16 protein-coding genes are annotated in these 18,220 nt (G+C 59.2%); 2 read left to right on the top strand and 14 right to left on the bottom strand.

All coding sequences use genetic code 11. The features are described from left to right. The first annotated feature begins 188 nt into the window (after window positions 1–188). Entirely contained in the window at window positions 189–1,313 is a 1,125-nt protein-coding gene (locus FJ953_RS12760; protein WP_140624482.1) for a glycosyltransferase family 1 protein, read from the top strand. After that, window positions 1,310–2,428: a glycosyltransferase gene (locus FJ953_RS12755; RefSeq protein ID WP_140624481.1), complete on the top strand. Its 1,119-nt coding sequence runs from the start codon at window positions 1,310–1,312 to the stop codon at window positions 2,426–2,428. The genes FJ953_RS12760 and FJ953_RS12755 overlap by 4 nt, the downstream gene beginning before the upstream one ends. 75 nt (window positions 2,429–2,503) lie before the next feature. Here FJ953_RS12755 and rfbD read toward each other — a convergent pair whose 3' ends face one another. The 14 genes from rfbD to FJ953_RS30430 form a co-directional block, all read right to left on the bottom strand. After that, window positions 2,504–3,382 (bottom strand): dTDP-4-dehydrorhamnose reductase, encoded by an 879-nt coding sequence (gene rfbD / locus FJ953_RS12750; RefSeq protein ID WP_140624480.1) that lies wholly within the window; start codon window positions 3,380–3,382, stop codon window positions 2,504–2,506. Then, entirely contained in the window at window positions 3,379–4,449 is a 1,071-nt protein-coding gene (gene rfbB / locus FJ953_RS12745) for a dTDP-glucose 4,6-dehydratase (RefSeq protein WP_140624479.1), read from the bottom strand. Before rfbB ends, rfbD begins: the two co-directional genes overlap by 4 nt. A 31-nt stretch (window positions 4,450–4,480) precedes the next feature. Then, complete coding sequence (gene rfbC, locus FJ953_RS12740; protein ID WP_140624478.1) at window positions 4,481–5,035, bottom strand: dTDP-4-dehydrorhamnose 3,5-epimerase; 555 nt, start codon at window positions 5,033–5,035, stop codon at window positions 4,481–4,483. Beyond that, window positions 5,036–5,917: a glucose-1-phosphate thymidylyltransferase RfbA gene (gene rfbA / locus FJ953_RS12735; RefSeq protein WP_140624477.1), complete on the bottom strand. Its 882-nt coding sequence runs from the start codon at window positions 5,915–5,917 to the stop codon at window positions 5,036–5,038. It abuts the gene before it with no gap. Window positions 5,918–5,936: 19 nt separating this feature from the next. Then, on the bottom strand, window positions 5,937–7,391 hold the full coding sequence (locus FJ953_RS12730) for an O-antigen ligase family protein (protein ID WP_140624476.1): 1,455 nt from the start codon (window positions 7,389–7,391) through the stop codon (window positions 5,937–5,939). Then, window positions 7,388–8,647 (bottom strand): hypothetical protein, encoded by a 1,260-nt coding sequence (locus FJ953_RS12725; RefSeq protein ID WP_181168502.1) that lies wholly within the window; start codon window positions 8,645–8,647, stop codon window positions 7,388–7,390. Before FJ953_RS12725 ends, FJ953_RS12730 begins: the two co-directional genes overlap by 4 nt. Next, on the bottom strand, window positions 8,535–10,913 hold the full coding sequence (locus tag FJ953_RS12720; protein WP_140624475.1) for a polysaccharide biosynthesis tyrosine autokinase: 2,379 nt from the start codon (window positions 10,911–10,913) through the stop codon (window positions 8,535–8,537). Before FJ953_RS12720 ends, FJ953_RS12725 begins: the two co-directional genes overlap by 113 nt. A 47-nt stretch (window positions 10,914–10,960) precedes the next feature. After that, window positions 10,961–11,851, bottom strand: coding sequence for a polysaccharide biosynthesis/export family protein (locus FJ953_RS12715; protein WP_224680325.1), 891 nt, complete (start codon window positions 11,849–11,851; stop codon window positions 10,961–10,963). 21 nt (window positions 11,852–11,872) lie between these two features. Continuing rightward, complete coding sequence (locus FJ953_RS12710; protein WP_140624474.1) at window positions 11,873–12,241, bottom strand: hypothetical protein; 369 nt, start codon at window positions 12,239–12,241, stop codon at window positions 11,873–11,875. Window positions 12,242–12,478: 237 nt separating this feature from the next. Continuing rightward, on the bottom strand, window positions 12,479–12,964 hold the full coding sequence (locus FJ953_RS12705) for a hypothetical protein (protein WP_140494880.1): 486 nt from the start codon (window positions 12,962–12,964) through the stop codon (window positions 12,479–12,481). 353 nt (window positions 12,965–13,317) lie between these two features. Continuing rightward, complete coding sequence (locus FJ953_RS12700; RefSeq protein ID WP_140624473.1) at window positions 13,318–14,472, bottom strand: glycosyltransferase family 4 protein; 1,155 nt, start codon at window positions 14,470–14,472, stop codon at window positions 13,318–13,320. 29 nt (window positions 14,473–14,501) lie between these two features. Continuing rightward, entirely contained in the window at window positions 14,502–15,140 is a 639-nt protein-coding gene (locus tag FJ953_RS30845; RefSeq protein ID WP_263486128.1) for a glycosyltransferase family 4 protein, read from the bottom strand. Between the two features lie 497 nt (window positions 15,141–15,637). Further along, window positions 15,638–16,969 (bottom strand): lipopolysaccharide biosynthesis protein, encoded by a 1,332-nt coding sequence (locus FJ953_RS12690; RefSeq protein WP_181171575.1) that lies wholly within the window; start codon window positions 16,967–16,969, stop codon window positions 15,638–15,640. After that, window positions 16,954–18,204, bottom strand: a complete 1,251-nt coding sequence (locus FJ953_RS30430) for a hypothetical protein (protein ID WP_181171574.1) — start codon at window positions 18,202–18,204, stop codon at window positions 16,954–16,956. Before FJ953_RS30430 ends, FJ953_RS12690 begins: the two co-directional genes overlap by 16 nt. Window positions 18,205–18,220 lie beyond the last annotated feature (16 nt).

Genomic DNA, 18,220 nt, shown 5'->3' with positions numbered 1-18,220 from the left:
GCAAGCGGTTTTCCCCCGGCGGAAACTTCATCCACTATTGAGCAACGGAGTCGGCGAAATGTGTATTGGCGTTTTTTCCTAATGAGTTGTCGCCTGGTCGCTCCTGGAAGCGTTGTCTCTGCTATCACCGCAAAAATGTCCGGAATCCTTTGCCCAATTCGCTGCTCAATTCGCTTCCGGAGAGAAGATTGAGAATCGGGATCGATGGCAGGAATTTAGGATCGGCCTCCGACGGAATTGGGCGGTTCGTCCACAATGCCGTGAAAGCGCTGACGGCCCTCGGCGCTGATGTCTTTCTGTACGCACCGGGCAAGATCAATGCAGACTACGATATTCCGCATGGCGTTTCCGTGCGGACCGCCAACTTCAAGGGTTCTGTTGCCCGAACCTACTGGGGACAGGCCGTGGTGCCCTCCTGGGCCGCGCGTGACAAAGTGGAGATCTTCTGGGGCCCATCGCACCGCCTGCCCTTCCTGCTCGACCGCGAGATCGGGCGGGTGGTCACCATCCACGACCTCGTCTGGTTGTACGCTGCGCAGACCATGCGAACCCGGACCTGGATGGGTGACCGCCTGCTGATGAAGCCCGCGTTGAAGACCGCTGATGTCGTGGTCGCGGATTCGATGGCCACCGCCACTGCCGTGACGAACGAATTCCCCTGGCTGAGATCGCCGGTCAGGACAGTTGCCCCCGGTACGGTGGCATTGCCGCCGCACGGTGATGTTGGGAGCCTGGAACCGCTCGGCATCGTCAAGCCCTATGCGCTTTTTGTCGGTACAATCGAGCCACGCAAAAACCTCAGCAATCTGATAAAAGCCTACGGTCTGTTGCCGGCCACTGTCCAATCCGGCTGCGATCTGGTCGTGGTCGGCGCGAAGGGCTGGAAACAAACGGGCTTGGCCGACCAGGTCCGCAGTAGCGGCCTCGGGACAAACATCAAATTTACCGGTTTCGTCGACGACGCGACGCTCGCCACGATCTATGCGAATTGCCTGTTTCTCGTGATGCCATCGCTTTATGAGGGGTTTGGTTTTCCGATCGTCGAGGCCCAATCTTTCGGCAAGCCAGTGCTGACGTCGAACACCTCGTCAATGCCCGAAGTCGCGGGGAACAATGCCGTGCTCGTCGATCCGAAGAATCCCGCGGCAATTGCTGATGCATTTCACCGGCTCTGTGTCGATGCGAAATTTCGAGACGGGATCGCTGCGGACGCGAAGAAAAATGCCGCGCGTTTCACCTGGGAGAATTACGCCAAGGGTATGCTTCAGATTTTTGAACTGGCCATCGAGCGAAGACGGAAGACCAATCTTTGAAAGTGCTGCATTTCTTCAAGACATACTGGCCCGATACTTTTGGCGGGGTGGAGCGGACGATACATGCCATCGCTCAAAGCACCGCCAGCCGCGGCATCGAAACCGAAGTGCTCTCGTTGAGCCGTGCTCCGAACGAGAACACGCAGCATCTCGACGGGCACATGGCCCGAAAAGCCAGGCTGGATTTCGAACTGGCGTCGACCGGGTTTTCGTTCGAGGTCTTTCGGAAGTTCGGAGCGCTCGCCAGGAAAGCCGACCTCATACATTACCATTTCCCATGGCCACTCATGGACATGGTGCATTTTCAATCCCGTCATGGCAAACCGACCGTCGTCACCTACCATTCCGACATCGTCAAACAGAGGCTTTTGCTGCCTCTTTATCGGCCGCTGATGCTGCGCTTCCTCAGGGATGTGGACGCTATCGTCGCGACATCTCCGGACTATTTGAAATCGAGCCCCGTTCTCAGAGCCTTGGAGGGCAAATCGGCGATCATCCCAATCGGCATAAATGAAACCGATTATCCCACGCCGACCGAAGCCGACCACAGATGGTGCCAAGCGGCAGTGACGGAGCCTTTCGTCCTCTTCGTCGGCGTCTTGCGCTATTACAAGGGGCTGGACGTGCTGATTCAGGCGGCCGACAAAGTCAGGTGCCAGATCGTTATTGCCGGATCAGGGCCTATCGAAGAGCGCCTGAAGCTTCAGGCCAAGACGTTGCGTCGCAACAATGTGATTTTCCTCGGCGAGGTGGCCGAGCGGCACAAGATGGCGCTCCTCCACAACTGCCTGGGGTTCGTTTTTCCGTCAAACCAGAGGTCGGAGGCCTACGGGCTTTCTCTCGTTGAGGCTGCGATGTGCGGCAAACCGATGATCTCTTGCGAGATCGGAACGGGAACAAGTTACGTGAACAAAGCCGGCGAGACCGGGTTGGTCGTACCGCCTTCCGATCCAGCACGCCTTGCCGAAGCCATCAACCAGGTCGTCGATTCGCCGGTCGAGGCAGTGAACTGGGGGCGAGCTGCTCGCGATCGCTACGTTCGCCTCTTTACAGCGGACAGGATGGGAAAAGCATACGCCGAGCTCTATCACCAACTCGATAACCGCCGACGCTGAAATACGGCTTCGCGCTGTGGCAGCCGGTGAATCCCCGCCGGTTGCTGGTTGTTGATGCAGTCAAAGCCCGTCAGGTCACCTGCTCAGGAGACGACGGACCACCTCCCGCGCCGACTTCCGCAGTACCGGCGCACTCCATCCAAACACGGAGGCAAACTTCGCGCTCGACAGCCGGGAATTGTCGGGGCGGCGCGCCTTGGTCGGATAGTCCGTCGCAGCAATATCGCGTACCCGCGCGGAGGGGCCACCGAGCCCACCGCTTATGTCCAGGATATGGCGGGCGAAGCCGCTCCAGTTGGTCTCGCCCGTGCCGGCCAGATGATAGATGCCCCACGCGGCGAAATCCTCGTTGCGGTGCAGCCGTGCTGCCGCATGCAGGATCGCGTCAGCGATATCAAGCGCGGAAGTGGGATTTCCCCATTGGTCGGCCACAACCGGTATCTCGTCGCGGTCGCCGGCCAGCCTCAGCATGGTTTTGGCGAAATTCTTGCCGAACGGGCTGTAGAGCCACGCCGTGCGCAAGATCAGGTGGCGCGGATTGGCTGATGCCACCGCCTGTTCGCCGGCAAGCTTGGAGGCGCCGTAGACGCCAATCGGCGCGGTCGCGTCGGTTTCCAAATAGGGACCGTTCTTGGTGCCGTCGAAGACATAGTCGGTCGACAGATGGATGACCGGCACGCCGAGCCGAGCCGCCGCCTGCGCCACCTCGCCGGCGCCGGCGGCGTTCACCGCAAAGGCGAGCTCAGGTTCGTCCTCGGCCTGGTCCACCGCCGTGTAGGCGGCGGCCGACACGACGATATCGGGCTTAGCGGCGGTGATGGCCTCGATCACAGTCCCGCGCCGCGCGAGGTCGAGTTGCGGCCGGCCGATGGCGATGACCTTGACGTCTTCGCGCCCAGCCTCCAGAAGGCTTGCCGCAACCTGGCCCTCGCGTCCGGTGACAACGAGCCTCACACCGCCTCCTTGCGCGCTTCGCCCAGTCTTTCGCCGGCATAGCGCTGTTCGCGGATCGGTCCCCACCACCATTTGTTGTCCAGGTACCAGTCGACCGTCCTTGCCAGGCCGCTGTCGAAATTCTCCCTCGGCGCCCAGCCGAGGTCGCGGCCGATCTTGGAGGCGTCGATGGCGTAGCGGCGATCATGGCCGGGACGGTCGGTGACGAAAGAGATCAGGTTACGATGGCTTTTGCCGCCGGCCCGGGGGCGCCTGGCGTCGAGCAGATCGCAGATCGTCTCGACGACGCCCAGATTGGTGCGTTCCGAATTGCCGCCGACATTGTAGCTCTCGCCCGGCTGCCCCTTGGTGGCGATCAGTTCCAGCGCGCGCGCATGGTCCTCGACGAACAGCCAGTCACGCACATTGGCGCCGGCTCCGTAGACCGGCAGCGGCTTCTCGTCGAGCGCGTTGAGGATGACCAGCGGAATCAGCTTTTCGGGAAAATGGTAAGGCCCGTAATTGTTCGAACAATTGGACAGCACAACCGGCAGGCCATAGGTCTCGTGCCAGGCGCGCACCAGGTGGTCGGAGGCCGCCTTGGAGGCGGAATAGGGCGAGGACGGCGCGTAAGGCGTCTCTTCCACGAACATGCCGCCATCGAAGGGCAGGTCGCCGAACACCTCGTCGGTCGAGACGTGATGGAAGCGGAAACGGCCCTTCCTGTCGTCGGAAAGGCCGCGCCAGTATTCCAGCGCTGCATTGAGGATCCGGTAGGTGCCGACGATGTTGGTCTCGATGAAGGCGCCCGGCCCATCGATCGAGCGGTCGACATGGCTCTCGGCGGCGAGGTTCATGACGACGTCGATATCGCCGCGGCGCAATATGTCGAGCACCGCCCTCTCGTCGCAGATGTCGGCGTGGGCGAAGCTGTAATTTCGTGCATTTTCGATCGGCCGCAGCGAGGCCAGGTTGCCCGCATAGGTCAGCTTGTCGAGATTGGTCACCCGGTAGGCCGGGTTGGCGCACAGATGCCGGCACACCGCCGAACCGATGAAGCCGGCCCCGCCCGTCACCAGAAAGTTCATGCCGCTATCCCCGTGCATCTGGCAATGTTCATCAGGCAAACACCTCGGCGGCGGCGAGCAGCGGCGCCTTGAGGTCCTTGTCAGAAAGCTGGAAGCCGCCAGCCGGCGGCGGCCATTCGATACCGATGGCCGGATCGTCGAAACGGATCGAGCGGTCGTGTTCGGGCGAATAGGTGTCGGTCACCTTGTACAGCACCTCGGTATGGGGCACGAGCGTCATGAAGCCGTGGGCGAAGCCCTTGGGCACCAGGATTTGGTTGCCCTTCTCGGCCGAGACCTCGAGGGCAACCCATTTTCCGAATGTCGGCGAGGAGCGGCGGATATCGACCGCGACATCCAGGACGCTGCCTCTGACAACGCGCAGCAGCTTGTCCTGGGCACGTGGCGGCAACTGATAGTGCAGCCCCCTGAGGACACCGGCCGCGGCGGAATAGGAGTGATTGTCCTGGACGAAGGCGAGTTCGAGGCCGGCCTCGGCGAAGCGTGCGGCGTTCCAGGTTTCGGTGAAGTAGCCACGGGCATCGCCGTGCCGCTTCGGAATGATTTCGAGCAGACCTTCGATGCCAAGGGGTCTCACCTCCAGCATCTAGTCCTCCGACAACTCGACCACGCGACGGCGCAGATAAGCGGCATATTCATTTTTTCCCAAGCGGGTTGCCCGCTGCAACACTTCATCGGCCCTCAGCCAGCCCTGTTCGAAGGCGATTTCCTCCGGACAGGCGACCTTGATGCCCTGGCGACGTTCGATTGTACGCACGAACGAAGAAGCATCGTCCAGGCTATCGTGAGTGCCGGTATCGAGCCAGGCATAACCGCGCCCCAACCGATGCACCTGCAACTGGCCACGCTCGAGATAGGCATTGTTGACCGCCGTGATTTCGAGCTCGCCTCGAGCCGAGGGCCGAATCCTTGAGGCGATGTCGACAACCTCGTTGTCGTAGAAATAAAGGCCGGTGACGGCCCAGTTGGATTTCGGCTTCTGCGGTTTTTCCTCAATCGTGAGCGCGGTTCCAGTGATCTTGTCGAAGGACACCACGCCATAGCGCTCCGGATCCTCGACATGGTAGGCGAACACCGAAGCGCCGCTTTCGCGCGATGCCGCGGTGCGGCAAAGCTTGGACAATCCGTCGCCAAAATAGATGTTGTCGCCCAGTATCATCGAAACGCTGTCCGCGCCGATGAAATCGCGGCCGATAATGAACGCTTCCGCAAGCCCGTTGGGCTGCGGCTGCTCGGCGTAGGACAACTCAAGCCCGAATTCCGATCCATCGCCCAACAGCTCGCGGAAAACCGGCAGGTCCCGCGGCGTGGATATGACCAGAATCTCTCGAATCCCCGCAAGCATCAAAACGCTCAGCGGGTAATAGATCATCGGTTTGTCGTATACTGGGAGGATTTGCTTGGAGACCGCCAACGTTAGCGGATAAAGGCGCGTTCCACTGCCTCCAGCAAGGATAATTCCTTTCAAGAAACTCTCCTTGACATGCCTAAGTCCCCTCCCCTGACACAAGCCGCCCGTGCTTAGGTTTCATGCCGTGGCTTGTCAATCTGGTGCCCGAAGAAGGGGCCGAGCGAGTGTCCCCGGCCCCCGCCAACCGCCCTTGCCTTGCCGGGCCCGAGGTCCTGGCCGGGACAAGCAGATTGTCTTCATCGTCATGGCCTATCTCGCCCATCTCGCGCCTTTGGTTCAGCCGCTCGGCAAAACCCTTGTGAAAGACGATCGCATTCAAATAGGCAAACGTCATCGCGAGTGCTGCGGTTCGCAAGGGATAGTCGACAAGAGAGTGAACGAGCAAAAACGACACCGACAGAAATGCAGCCTTCTGTAACGGCTCCCGGCGAATCCGGACCGACGAGGCGAAAAGCAATATGGCATACACAATCATTAACAAAACGACCGGTATGCCGCCCTCAAGTGCCAATTCGAGGTAGTCATTGTGGGCATGATTTACATAAGTTCTGAAAATCATTCCGGCTTTTTCGTATATCTGATAGACCTTCGGAAAGCTGCCGAAACCAACGCCAGTCACCCAGTTCTCTTTCATTCCTTCGATCGTGGTGCGAGCAAACTCTGCCCTGCCGAAAGCCGGATCGACCACTTTCGCATCGATCTTCGCCCATGCACCGATCGTGTAGACGGAAAGCCCGATGAAAACCGCAAGAATGCCATATCCGCCCGCCCTTGAGCGAGCGGACAGGAAGACAACTGATATCGCGGTGATCACCAGTCCGATCAGAATGCCGGCGCGCGAGCCGGCTGCCAGAAGAAGCAGCAAGAGCATCGTCAGCCCAAGCGATCCGGACAGAAAATGTCCACGGAACAAGCCATAATAGACCACGAATGGGATGGAGACGAAGAGCAAGGCCGAAAAGTGATTTTGATTGGCAAACAGGCCCGCATTGATCGTAAACGGCAGCAATCCTTCTATGGCGACTGTGTCGGAGAGCGAATACTGGATCGCCGCGGCCAGGCCATTGCAGATGACGCCCATGAAAAAGAAGGGAACAAGGCCGTAGACCTCCTCGGTGCGCAGGCGGGTGACGCCGAGGAAAAATGCCGCGGCGGCGGCGAAATACAACATGCACTCGATCGTGCGCCCGACGCCGACGCTGACGAAGCGCGATTGCGTTTCACCATCCAGCCAGGGTCTGACAAGCAGCACCTCGGGCCGCAAGCCGTCCAGCAAGGCCCCGGGCAGCGGAACGATCTGGAAGCAGAACACGGCTAGGCCGAGAGCAATCAGCCACAAGATCGCCCGGGGAATTGTTTGTCCGCTGGGCCGCAACAAGATGGCCGCGGCCGAGAGAATCGCCGCGATCTCGATCAGCGTTTCGGTGTAGAGGCCGCTCGCGGTGCCGCCGCCAATCAGCAGGGACAGGAAAAGAACCGACCCAAGCAGGTATTTGTCCCACTGCCCGGGCTGCCGTGACCGTGCTCTCACGACGACACCCTCTCGATGCTCAATCTGTGCATGACCAGCGTGCCGACGTATCGAAACCGCCAGCTCTCGGCAATTGCGGCTGTTTCCAGCCTCAGCAACTGTATCGGACACGCAGCCGGTCCGACGGTGAAATCCAGGCTCAGGCTTCGCCGGTTGAATGTACCTTCCGGTATGTTGAAGCGCGCTACCTCGCTTGACGGGTCCGCGCATCTGACGGACCAGAACAGCTGCTTTGGCAGTTTGAGATTTGTCGCGGACACGGTCATGGACATCCGGTAAGAACCGGGGGGCAATTCGACATATTGCTGAAGCGCAGCGTTCTTGACCGGCGTGTTTAGAAATCGAACCGTCGCCCCGCTGTCGCTTTCACTTTCACCCGCGCCCTGCGATCCGGCAAAGGTGATCTCCAGCCCAGATCGGTCGTGTATCACCCAGTCGAACGGCTTGCCGCTGAAGAGCGGCTCGAAGCCGCCATTGAAGATATAGCCACCCAGCTTCCGCTCCCGATCGGACAGGCTGAAAAGAAACAGCCGATAGGCCGGGCCATAGTCCTTCTGCTTGATGTAACCGGTGATAACGGCGGACAATTCGCTGGATGTCGGCGGCGCACCCGTGCGCCCGAGATCGAGCAGCAGCTGGTTTGCAGGTCCCAGGCTTTGCGGGTTCTGGCCAAGGGCGAGAAAAAGCTTACCACGCCACGGCGCCTCTGCCTCCAGGGCTGCCAGCACGGCCTGGTAGCCGTCGGAATTGGAAAGGATGGCAGGCCACCCTGGGGCGATGGCCGAAAACTGGTCTGGCCACCGGCGCAGCAAGGTGTCGATCTCGCCCACGGCCCTCGCCAGATCGCCTGCCGCGATCGAGCGATCGATGGACCTCTGCAGCGCATGGATTTCAGTCTTGGACAGTTTTCGCGCCTGGTCGAAAAGTTCGAAAGCCTGGGCCTGTTCGCCTTGCCGATATCTGATCTCGCCGATCAGGCTGTAGAGACGGGCGTCCGCGACATTGAAGCGAAGCGCATTCTTGGCCTTGGCGGCCAACGCGCCGAGATCGGCGCTCGTTTCGTTCAGCTCGCCGGCAATTTCGTCTATCAAGGCATCTGCGTTCAGCGGGTCCAGTGCCAGAGACACACTCGGCGTTCCCTCCTCAAGGAGCCGACTTAGTCCGATCGACGAAGCCATCAACACCAGAACGGAGGCGACGAACCAAACGCTTGAACGCAGGAGATTTTGCATGAGCGGGCTGGCCTGCTCCGTCATCGACTTTGCCCTCAATCTTCGGCGTGCCCGCGCCATGTTCGTAATATTGGTAGTTCATGTATTTATAGGCGTAGTTGTAGTCGAACTTGTTCACCGCGAATTTCGACATTGCCGCCCCGATCACGTTCGCTCCGGCTGCGCGCAGGCGTTTCAGCGCCGTCTTGGCCGCCTTGCGCGTCACCTGGTTCGTGGAAATGACCACTAGCGTGCCCTCGGCAAGCCGGCTGAGAATGGGCGCATCGGACAGGCCGACGATCGGCGGAGCGTCGACGATGACGAGATCGAAGCGCTTGCCGAGATTGGTGACGATCAGCGCCATCTTCGGCGATGAAAGCAGATCCGCAGGGTTGGGCGGGATCGTTCCTGACGTCAGCACGGTCACGTTGGGATATTTGGTCGTCCTGAATATGCCCGCCACATCTTCCTTACGCACCGTATTCGTCAGGAGATTGCTCAACCCGATCGCGTTGTCGAGACCGAACAGCCGATGAAGATTCGGTTTGCGCAGATCGCCGTCGATAAGCAAGACCTTCGCACCGAGGGCGGCGAAATCCTGGCCGAGCTTGAACGAGGTCGTCGACTTGCCTTCGGAAGGCTCGGAGCTGGTCACCAGCAGCGAACGCGGCGCGCCCTCCGCGCCGGAGAATTGCAGCGACGTTCGCAGCGAACGATAAGCTTCCGATAGCCCGGACTTCTGGTCGGCGATGCTGGCCGTCAGTTCGCGGTCATCGACGAGCGGCAGGATGCCGAGCATGGCCAGCCCCATCTCCCTTTCGACCTGCTCGGGATTGGTGAAGGTGTTGTTCAGCAACTCGATGATGTAGATGATCGATGCAGTGAGAGCCATGAACAGCGCTAGCGCGATCGCCAGATTGATGATCAGGCGCGGAGAATAGGGACTTACGGGCAGGGTCGCGAAATCGACAATGGCTGCGCTTTGCGTCTTGAGCTCGGAGCTGACGCCTACTTCATTCAGCTTGGTGATGAGACTGTCATATTGCGACCGGTTGGAATCGACCTCGCGCTTGAGGATGGTGTATTTTATATTCTTGTCATTGAAGACAACCTGCTGCTTTTCCATCTCGGCGAGCTTGGATTTGAGGTCGGCTTCCTTATTCTGCGCTTCCTGGTACTTCAGGCGCAGCGAATCGGTTATCGCCAGGACGCCGTTATTATAAAGCCGCGTCAGCTCCTTGATCTGCGACTGGAGCTGCTGCATCTCCGGAAAGCCTGGCTTCAGGATGCTCAGTTTCTGCTGGTATTGGCTCTTGAGGTCAGCGAGTTTTTCGCTGAGCTTTTGCAAGCCATCACTCTCCAGGACCGGCGACAGGCTGGAGCCCCGCCCTTTGTCTATCTGGTCCACGACACGACCGGCATCAAGACGATCCTGGATAGCGGTGGCGAGCGCTGTGTTCAGCGCCTCGATGTTCGATCCGATCAGCGATTTGTCGTCGCCGGTGACGGTGATGCCGGCATCCTTCGCATAGGCGACCAGTTCCTCCTCAGACTTCTGCAGCTTCTGCTTGACCTGCAGGACCTGTTCCTGGATGAACTGTCTCGCCAGATCCGACGTCTCGCTGGTCTGGTCGAGACGTTGATCGATAAAGCTCTGCGCGACCTGGTTGGCGACGTCACTTGCGTATCTGGGCTTCTGGTCGACGAAGGTGATCGACAGCAAGCTGGTGTTGGTCACAAGGTTGACCGTCAGATCCTTCAGAACGCGCTTGATCGCCATTGCCTCTCGCTCTTCGGGGGTCTTTTCCTGGATCGAAGGCGATTTGGAAATTCCAAATGCACGGTAGAAGATGTTGCTGAGCGAGAAGCTCGGGGTTGGGAACAGGAAATCCGGTTTTTCGGAGAGCCCCAGCTGAAACACGACGCGCTGGGCCAGCGCCCGGCTCTTCAGTTTCTCGCGAGCAGTCAGAAACGCGCGTAAGTCGCTGTTTTCGGAAACCACTTCGATGTCCTGAAAAACCTTTGCCGAAGGGACCAGGACTTCCAGCTGCGTCGTTGCCTGATATTTCGGCGTCTGCATCATTGTCACTATGATACCGGCAACTAGGCCAGCCACCGCCATCATGACGATCAGCCAGCGATATTGCACGACATAGAAAAGCAGCTTGAGCGGATTGAATCTCTCGTCGTGAGCGGCATAGTCTCGACCGTAAGGACTATAATTCTGCGCCCCGTCATAATAGAGGTCCGCGGATAAAGCCTGGCCATGTCGAGGACCGGCGATTTGGGACTGCCTGTTGCGATCGAGCATGCGCGAGGTGATCCTGGTTGTCCGTACCCTGGCCGGCCAGGCCTCCCTTACGGAATGACCGCAATTCGGGCCGCGCTCGACGCGAGGCCCAGGGCATCCTTCAAATTGTTCATTGCGATTTTCGACTTCGAAGCGAAAACCACGACCACGTCGCCGCCATAGATACGCGGGTTGCGATTCTTGCCGGCGCGGATTTCCTCGACATTGTAGTTTGCGACCAGCTTGTTTTGACCGACATTGCGGTAGACGAAGACCTTGCCGGCATCGCCGATGGCGTTGAAGCCTCCGGCAAGGGCGATCGCATCCAGCAAGGAGGCGCTGCTGGACACCGGATAGATGCCGGCCCTGTTGACCTCGCCGTCGACCGTGATGCGCTGGCCTATCGATTCCTTGACGAAAATCGTCACATCCGGCGATTGCAGATATTTTGCGCCATAGGCGGTCTCGATATCCTTTTCGAGCTGGCGGACCGTCTTGCCGGCCGCTGTCATCGTCCCGATAAGCGGAAGGGAAATCTGGCCGCCGGCATCCACCTGAACCGTCCTGTTCAGGTTGTCGACCTGGAATACGCTGACTTCGAGTACATCGTTGGCAGACAGCGGCTGCTCGCTGCCGTTTTGTGTATTCTGCGGTGCCGGCAGATCCGTCACCATCCGTAGCGCGCCGCCCCCGGCAAGCGCCGTTGAGGACGATGTCGGCTGCAGCGCATCGACAGAGCTCGTGGACGATGATGAACTGCTCGCGCAAGCAGAGAGGGCGAGCAATACAAGCAGTGCCGGCATTCCCGCGCCAGTTCCCTCAAGATCGAGAATGCCCATCACAGAGCCCCACTTTTGAACAGCTTGGGCAGTCCATCGAAATGGCCCGCACAGCTGGCCCGGCTTTTTTCCGATGGCGTGAGCAACTGGTTCTGCACTATCGCGCCCGAGCTTGCGCAAACCGGCGAGACCAGACCTTGGCTAGCGGCTGACTGCGTCGTCGTCATCCTGTAGTCCAATAGCCAGTGCGGCGCCGCCACCAACCGCGCCGGCGCCCAACAGCACCGGCAAAATGCCAGGTCCGGAATTGGCAGGTCCGATGGCAGCCTGCTGCGCATCAAGCGAGACGCACATACCGTCTTGCACTGGATCGATGCTGACGGTCGCGTTGGCCGGAACATCAAGCGCGCAATTGGCGCCGATGGCCAAGGAAGCCGATGCTTGCGGCCCGGTCATGATGCGCGCGCCTGGATAGATCGGCGCTCCCGCGTCCACCCCGGCGTAACCGCCGGCCTGCGACATCTGCACATCACCCTGGACTTGGGTGAACTGGCCGACAATGCCAGACACGGGCGCAGCGGCCAGACACGAACATGCCTGTGCCGACTGGGCAACAGCATCGGACGCTGCAAACAAGGCACCTCCCCCGGCGAGCGCGACAAAAGCGAAAACAATCCCAACCCGATGACGCCCGGTCATTTCTACCCCCCTTTCGAATCAACGACCCGCCCCCGGAACGAATCGCTTACGCACCCCTTCGATCAACAACACTCAAAGAACTCACCAGCACTCATGGTGGTCCGCCCCTCAGCGACTGACCGCTTTGTCGTCATCCTGCGTCGCCGCCAACACACCGCTGGTGACAAGCGCACCGGCGAAAATCCCTTCGGGCAGGCCAAACCCACTTGTGCCACCGGACGGCTGGATGGCCGCCGTCCGTTCTGAACCCACGAGTTTCAGACAGATGTTGCCGCCCACGCGTGAAACATCCAGACTGGAATTCGCCGGTACATTCATGTTGCAGCCGCCAACAAGTACGGATGCCGAACCCTTGGTACCGACTACCACCCGACTGCCAAGGCCGAGAGTGCTCCCCGCCTTTGCAGGACCATAGCCGACCGACTGCGAGACCATCACGTCGCCATCGGCGGAACGAATGGATCCAATCGCACTCGCCGGGCCGCGATAGGCGGCAGCGCAGCTGCAGGATACGTCCTGGGCGAAAGATGAAACCGAAGTGAAACCGCTCGCGGCAACCAACGCGCTCACTGCGGTTCTAATGATGACATTCATCCGTTTCGCCTTTCCTTCAAATCATCCCGGATATGCCAGATCAAAAGGTGGTGACATCAGCGCCTAACATTTTTTTGCCACAATTCCAACCCGTGTCGCACGATGCGGAGAAGTTTGACCTGAACAACGCGCCATTTTAGCAATTACGTATAAATAATCCCGAGCTGTCGGCGATGGATGTCTGGCCCTCCAAAGAGAAATTACGGTTCCCTTTTCATCCTGATTACACCGAGCCCAACTTGATCAAAGCCGAGCCCCCTCGAAAGCCGAGTCCCGATCTGCAATGCAGCAAGACAAGCTTAGCGCCTGCTTGAATGCCTGATCTCCTCGGCTCGAACTTCAACCGCGTTCAACTACACGCCGGCCGGTTCATCGCCTGGCGAGGCATTGAGCTTCCCTATCTGCGTCATGTAGCACTCTATGACGATCCGTTCCGAAAACTGCCGCTCCACTTTGCTTCGGCTCTCCATGCCCATCCTGTTCCTGGATGCGGCGTCCATCGTTGCGAATTCGAGCATCTTGCTTGCCAGGTCGCCTGCGTCTTTCACCTTGCACAGCAGGCCGTTGACGCCGTGGTCCACCACCTCCCTGCAGCCGGGCACATCTGACGCGATCAGCGGCTTGCCCATCGCGGCTGCTTCCAGCAGCGAGCGCGGCGTTCCTTCCCTGTAGGAGGGCAAGACGACGCAATCGGCCGCGTCCAGGAAGGGACGGACGTCGTCGGTGGTTCCGAGATACTCGACCAGGCCTTCGCCTGCCCATCGCTCGACCTGCGCACGGCTGACCGCTGTGCGGTTCTCGACATCGAGGAATCCAAGAAGCTGGAAGTGCGCGCCAGGCATGTTGCGGCGCATCTGACGAGCTGCCTCGACGAACTCGCCCACGCCCTTGTCCCAGAGAAGCCTGGCCACCAGCAGAAAGACGATCGCGCCGGACGATTGGCTTTGGCGGGGCGCCGGAGAGAAGCGAATAAGGTCGACCCCGGAGCCCGGCAACAGCGCGGTCAGTTCCTTGCGGACCAGGCGCTCGCTGACGAACAGCATCCTGTCGTCGTCATTCTGAAAGAAGACTATTTTCGAACGGGCCAGCGCCAGCCGGTACAGGACCTTGGCAATTTTCTGGAGAAGGCCGCCACGGACGAAAACCGTGCCGAGCCCTGAAACATTGTTTATGACCGGGATGCCATTGAGGTTTGCCGCCAGCGATCCGAACACGTTGGGCTTGATGGTGAAGCCGACAAACGCCAGCGGCCTCTCGCGGCGCAGCAGGCGCCAGTAGCGCCACAGAAGCACCATGTCGCGAAACGGCGAGGTGCCGGAATTATCCATCTCGATTTCGACATACCGGCAGCCCATCGGCGGGATCAGGCGCGAATACTCGTCCCTGGGCGCCGCAACCACCACTTCATAGCCCCGCCCTTGCAGCGCCTCGATGAGGCCTTTGCGGAAATTGACGACATTCCAGGACGTGTTGATGGAGATGATTATCTTTCTTCCGATCCCAAGCATCGTCCCCGCCTCCCCCAATGCCGTTTCGCTCACTGTCTTGTATGCAGTCGTGCCCTGCCCGGCCCAAAGGTCTCGAACAGCCGCAAGATCTCGTCGTCACTGGCGAGCGATGAGATGCGGGCGAAGCAGGCGTCCCTTGCAGGCCCCAGATCCTGTGGCCGAGCGATCAGCCTCGCGACCGCGCGTGCGATGTCTTGCGGATCGTCGGGGTTGAAATCGAAAGCGGCCCCCTCGGGCATGTAGTACCTCGTGCCGCTGTCTCGCGACATCAGCACGGCACATCCCGCCCAGGCCGCCTCGATGGGAGACACCGCCGCGGGTTCAGCCCGCGAGGGCAGTATCAAGAGATCATGAACGGAGAAGACCGAGATCATGTCGTCATGCGCAATGTTGTTTTGAAACCGAAGCCTGTCCGCCACGCCAAGCGCCTGAGCCTCGCGCCGCAAGGCCTGACAGAAAGCCGTGTCGGCGTTCGTTGCCTCCTCGCCGCAGAATGTCAGGGAGAAGGGCATGGATGAAATCGCGGACAACGCCCTCAGAAGCAAACTGTGCCCCTTGCGCTCCCGGTATTTTGCCACCATCAGGATTCGAGGCGGCCACTGCAATGGCCTGCTTTCCAGGCCTTCAGTCCGGGCCGGCTCGAAAGGGCTCCCGAATGGCAGGGACATGGCATCGCCGAGCTTGGCCGGGCCAAGATTTGGCGAAAGCCGTGAGGTGAAATGCGGGATGCCTAGGCCATGAAAGACGGCTCTTCGAACCCATGTGCCACTCCATGCGCTGGGCTTGGCGTCCTCCTGGTCGTAGATGACCAGCCTGCGCCCTTGCAGAATTGAACAGAGTGCCGCGACCCTGCAAAACCATCGCGTCACTCCGCGGATGATCACCACGTCGGGGTCTTCGGCCTGCAAACGCCTCCAGTAGGAAAAGACGCCGGGAAAGGAAAAAGGCGAATTCGGAATGTTGCTCGAGCGCCGACGCATGATCATCCGCGACAGCGCGGATGGAGCCATCACGTTGGGAGAAACAAGAGCGTGATTCTCGGTGACGCTCGTTTCGACTACGTCGACCGCAACATGGTGCCCCGCCGAAGTCAGAATGCGAACCCAGGGTGCCGCATTGGTGTGGTATCTTGGCAGGCAAAACAGGTATCTCAAAACATCAGCCTTCAGATATCTTCCGCCGGGCGGATCCGCTTTTTCAACAATAGATGCGAAACCACCATCATCGCTGCATAAACCGCCGCCGATACCAGCAAGCCGGCCCAGGCGATGCCTGAAATTCCGATCCATCCGGACAAAGCCAGGCAAAGCGGAACATAGATGGCGATCGCCAGCGCCGTGATTTTCAAAAGCGGCTTCGTCCCGGCCAGGACCTGGATCAACGGATTGAGATGCATTCCAGCCAGGCCGAAGCATTCTGAAGCGAACAGAATGGCAAAGAGCAGCGAAGCTTCGGCGTAGGCCGAACCGCCAGCCAGAAGGACGATGGGGTTTTGCAGCAACACCCCCCCAACCGCCATGCCGGCGGCGGCGCATGCCGAAACCACGGTGATGCGGGCGTTCAAGCGGTATAGACGAGAAGAAGGCTCTTGCTTCGACAGTTTCGCGATTTCGGGAAAGATGACCTGGTTCAAGGGACCGGTCAGCCGGGAAACCATCGTCGCCAGGCGCGATGCGAGCGAATAAGAGCCCGCGGCGACCTCTCCCAGCAGGCCCGCGACAAGGAACAATGCGAGATGCCGCCTGGCGCTCACAAGCGTCGAGAGCAGACTGGTCCCCGTGGCCATGGCAAGAAACGCCCAGAAGAAACGGCGTTTGGACCGGGAGCGAAGCGGGTTGAGCAGTTCGATGTGCTCCTGCCTGGTATAGAGCAGCATGCGAACGAACAGCGTCAGGTTGTAGAATGCGCCGACCGCTGCCAGCACGATTACATAAGCCGGCAATGAGGCATCGAGGATCCAAAGGACGAGAGAGGCAACCACCACGGCAACCCCTTGCATGAGTTGATTGCCGGCAATGACGTCGTACCGGCCGTTCAGCCGAAGCACACCTTTCGGCGTACCCGAAAGACTCGCCAACAAGGTGAGGCTGTAGATAATCGCCAGAAGGCGATTATCCCGCGACACGCCAACAGCTTCTCCAAACAGCAAGATCCCGCCTATCGCCAGGACCGTGGCGAGAAGGGCGGCTGAAACATCGAGGGCAATTCCGCAAGATGCCGCCGGTCCCAGACGCAAAGGCGACCTCGCGCACAGCCTGATCACTAGCTGCCAGCTCTCGAACGTGCATAGGCCGGAAACGAACGCCACATAGGCCTGAATTACGGCGAGTGTGCCAAAATTCCCCGGACCCAGCGACCGTGCGTTGAGCGCCAGTGCAAGGATGGAGCACAACGCGGCCACTCCGCTTGCGGACGTCGTAAACGTAACGTCGCGGGCAACCCGCCGCGCGCGCATCCATCCGGAAGGCTTGGCGACCGCCGTCACGTCCTCAGCCATTGTCTCGGCGCAAGGCCCGCCCCCTGCGGCATCACCTCGGCTGGGGCCGGTGGAAAACACTTGCGGTGCACATAAACCAAGCCAAAAATGAAAAGCGCAACGAGAACGGCTCGCTTGGCGGAGATGAAGGCGCCAAGCAGCTCCTTGCGCTGGATGTAGAATGTGAGATGGACGATGGCCACGATCAGCCCGGCCTTGAGCGTCGCGCTGCGCACATTGCGGATTATCGCCTCGACGGCAACACACACGAGCGACAGAATGACAACGAGCAGCGGAAATCCGGCATACCCGAAATTGGCAAAGAACTCCGCCCAGATGTTTGCAGCGACGCCACCACTGTAACCCGGAAATAGGAACGGCTGAACCTGCTCGTTGTAGGTGCATCCGTCCTTGCCAAAGACCGTATCCGAGAACGGAAACAGAGAAAGAGGCACCAGCCAAAGATTCGAGCACGGCAAGGTGTAGTCATATTTCACGACCAGATCCAGGTGAGCCAATGTCACGAACTGCTCCAGCCCCACGAGAGCGGAATCGGACAATTGGTCGAATTGTATTTTCTGACCTACAAGTTCAAAATTTCCCGCTTTTATTGCTGCATATACTGCCTTGTACACTGCAAGAAAAAAGAATGCGCCAATTCCTCCAATTATGTATCTTTTCCTGATCAAAAGCAGGGAAATGTTCCTGTACCTTATGTACAAACAAGCTAAAATCGCGATGGCAACCGAAGAGCGATGCCCGATATAGAGCGTAAGCATCAGTCCCAGGCAGCTCAAGATGATGACCAGCCTGGATTTCTTCCACCCCGACAGGGCTCCGAACACCATGCCGATGATGCAGCTGTTGTAAAATACATACTGGATCCGCCCGGTAGATGACAAAACATCGGCCTTTGAGGCCGAAAAAAGTGCCGGATTTGCTATCGAAATCCCACCGAACACCACCAGCATTACAATTATTACGATCGACTCTCCCCGAACGTCGCCTTCGACTTCGAAATCTTGACGCCTTGGCATGAAGACCAGCATCGCGGCAGCAATGCAAGAAAGAGAAAGCGCAATGGCATATCCAGTGCCCGCGTGATATATGAAATCATACTTCCTTCTGCTGACATCAACATACTGAAATCCCCCGGTGACGAATGGCACAAAGTAGACCAAGCTCGACAAAAGCAACAACATTTGCGGCGTGAGCGCAAATGGCGAAACAAAATAATCTCGTTTGAGGTGCTTCACTTTCGTTCCATCGCCA

The sequence above is a fragment of the Mesorhizobium sp. B2-3-6 genome (assembly GCF_006442305.1).
Taxonomy (GTDB): Bacteria; Pseudomonadota; Alphaproteobacteria; order Rhizobiales; family Rhizobiaceae; genus Mesorhizobium.
Note: the sequence above shows the minus strand (reverse complement) of the source record. Positions and strands in the feature narration are given on the sequence as shown.

Coding starts and splice junctions, on each gene's coding strand:
- rfbB (WP_140624479.1), bottom strand. CDS start 4,449: ATGAACTTTCTGGTGACGGGCGGGGCCGGCTTCATCGGTTCGGCGGTG.
- rfbC (WP_140624478.1), bottom strand. CDS start 5,035: ATGCTGGAGGTGAGACCCCTTGGCATCGAAGGTCTGCTCGAAATCATT.
- FJ953_RS12725 (WP_181168502.1), bottom strand. CDS start 8,647: ATGACGGAGCAGGCCAGCCCGCTCATGCAAAATCTCCTGCGTTCAAGC.
- FJ953_RS12720 (WP_140624475.1), bottom strand. CDS start 10,913: ATGCTCGATCGCAACAGGCAGTCCCAAATCGCCGGTCCTCGACATGGC.
- FJ953_RS12705 (WP_140494880.1), bottom strand. CDS start 12,964: ATGAATGTCATCATTAGAACCGCAGTGAGCGCGTTGGTTGCCGCGAGC.
- FJ953_RS12700 (WP_140624473.1), bottom strand. CDS start 14,472: ATGCTTGGGATCGGAAGAAAGATAATCATCTCCATCAACACGTCCTGG.
- FJ953_RS30845 (WP_263486128.1), bottom strand. CDS start 15,140: ATGTCCCTGCCATTCGGGAGCCCTTTCGAGCCGGCCCGGACTGAAGGC.
- FJ953_RS12690 (WP_181171575.1), bottom strand. CDS start 16,969: ATGGCTGAGGACGTGACGGCGGTCGCCAAGCCTTCCGGATGGATGCGC.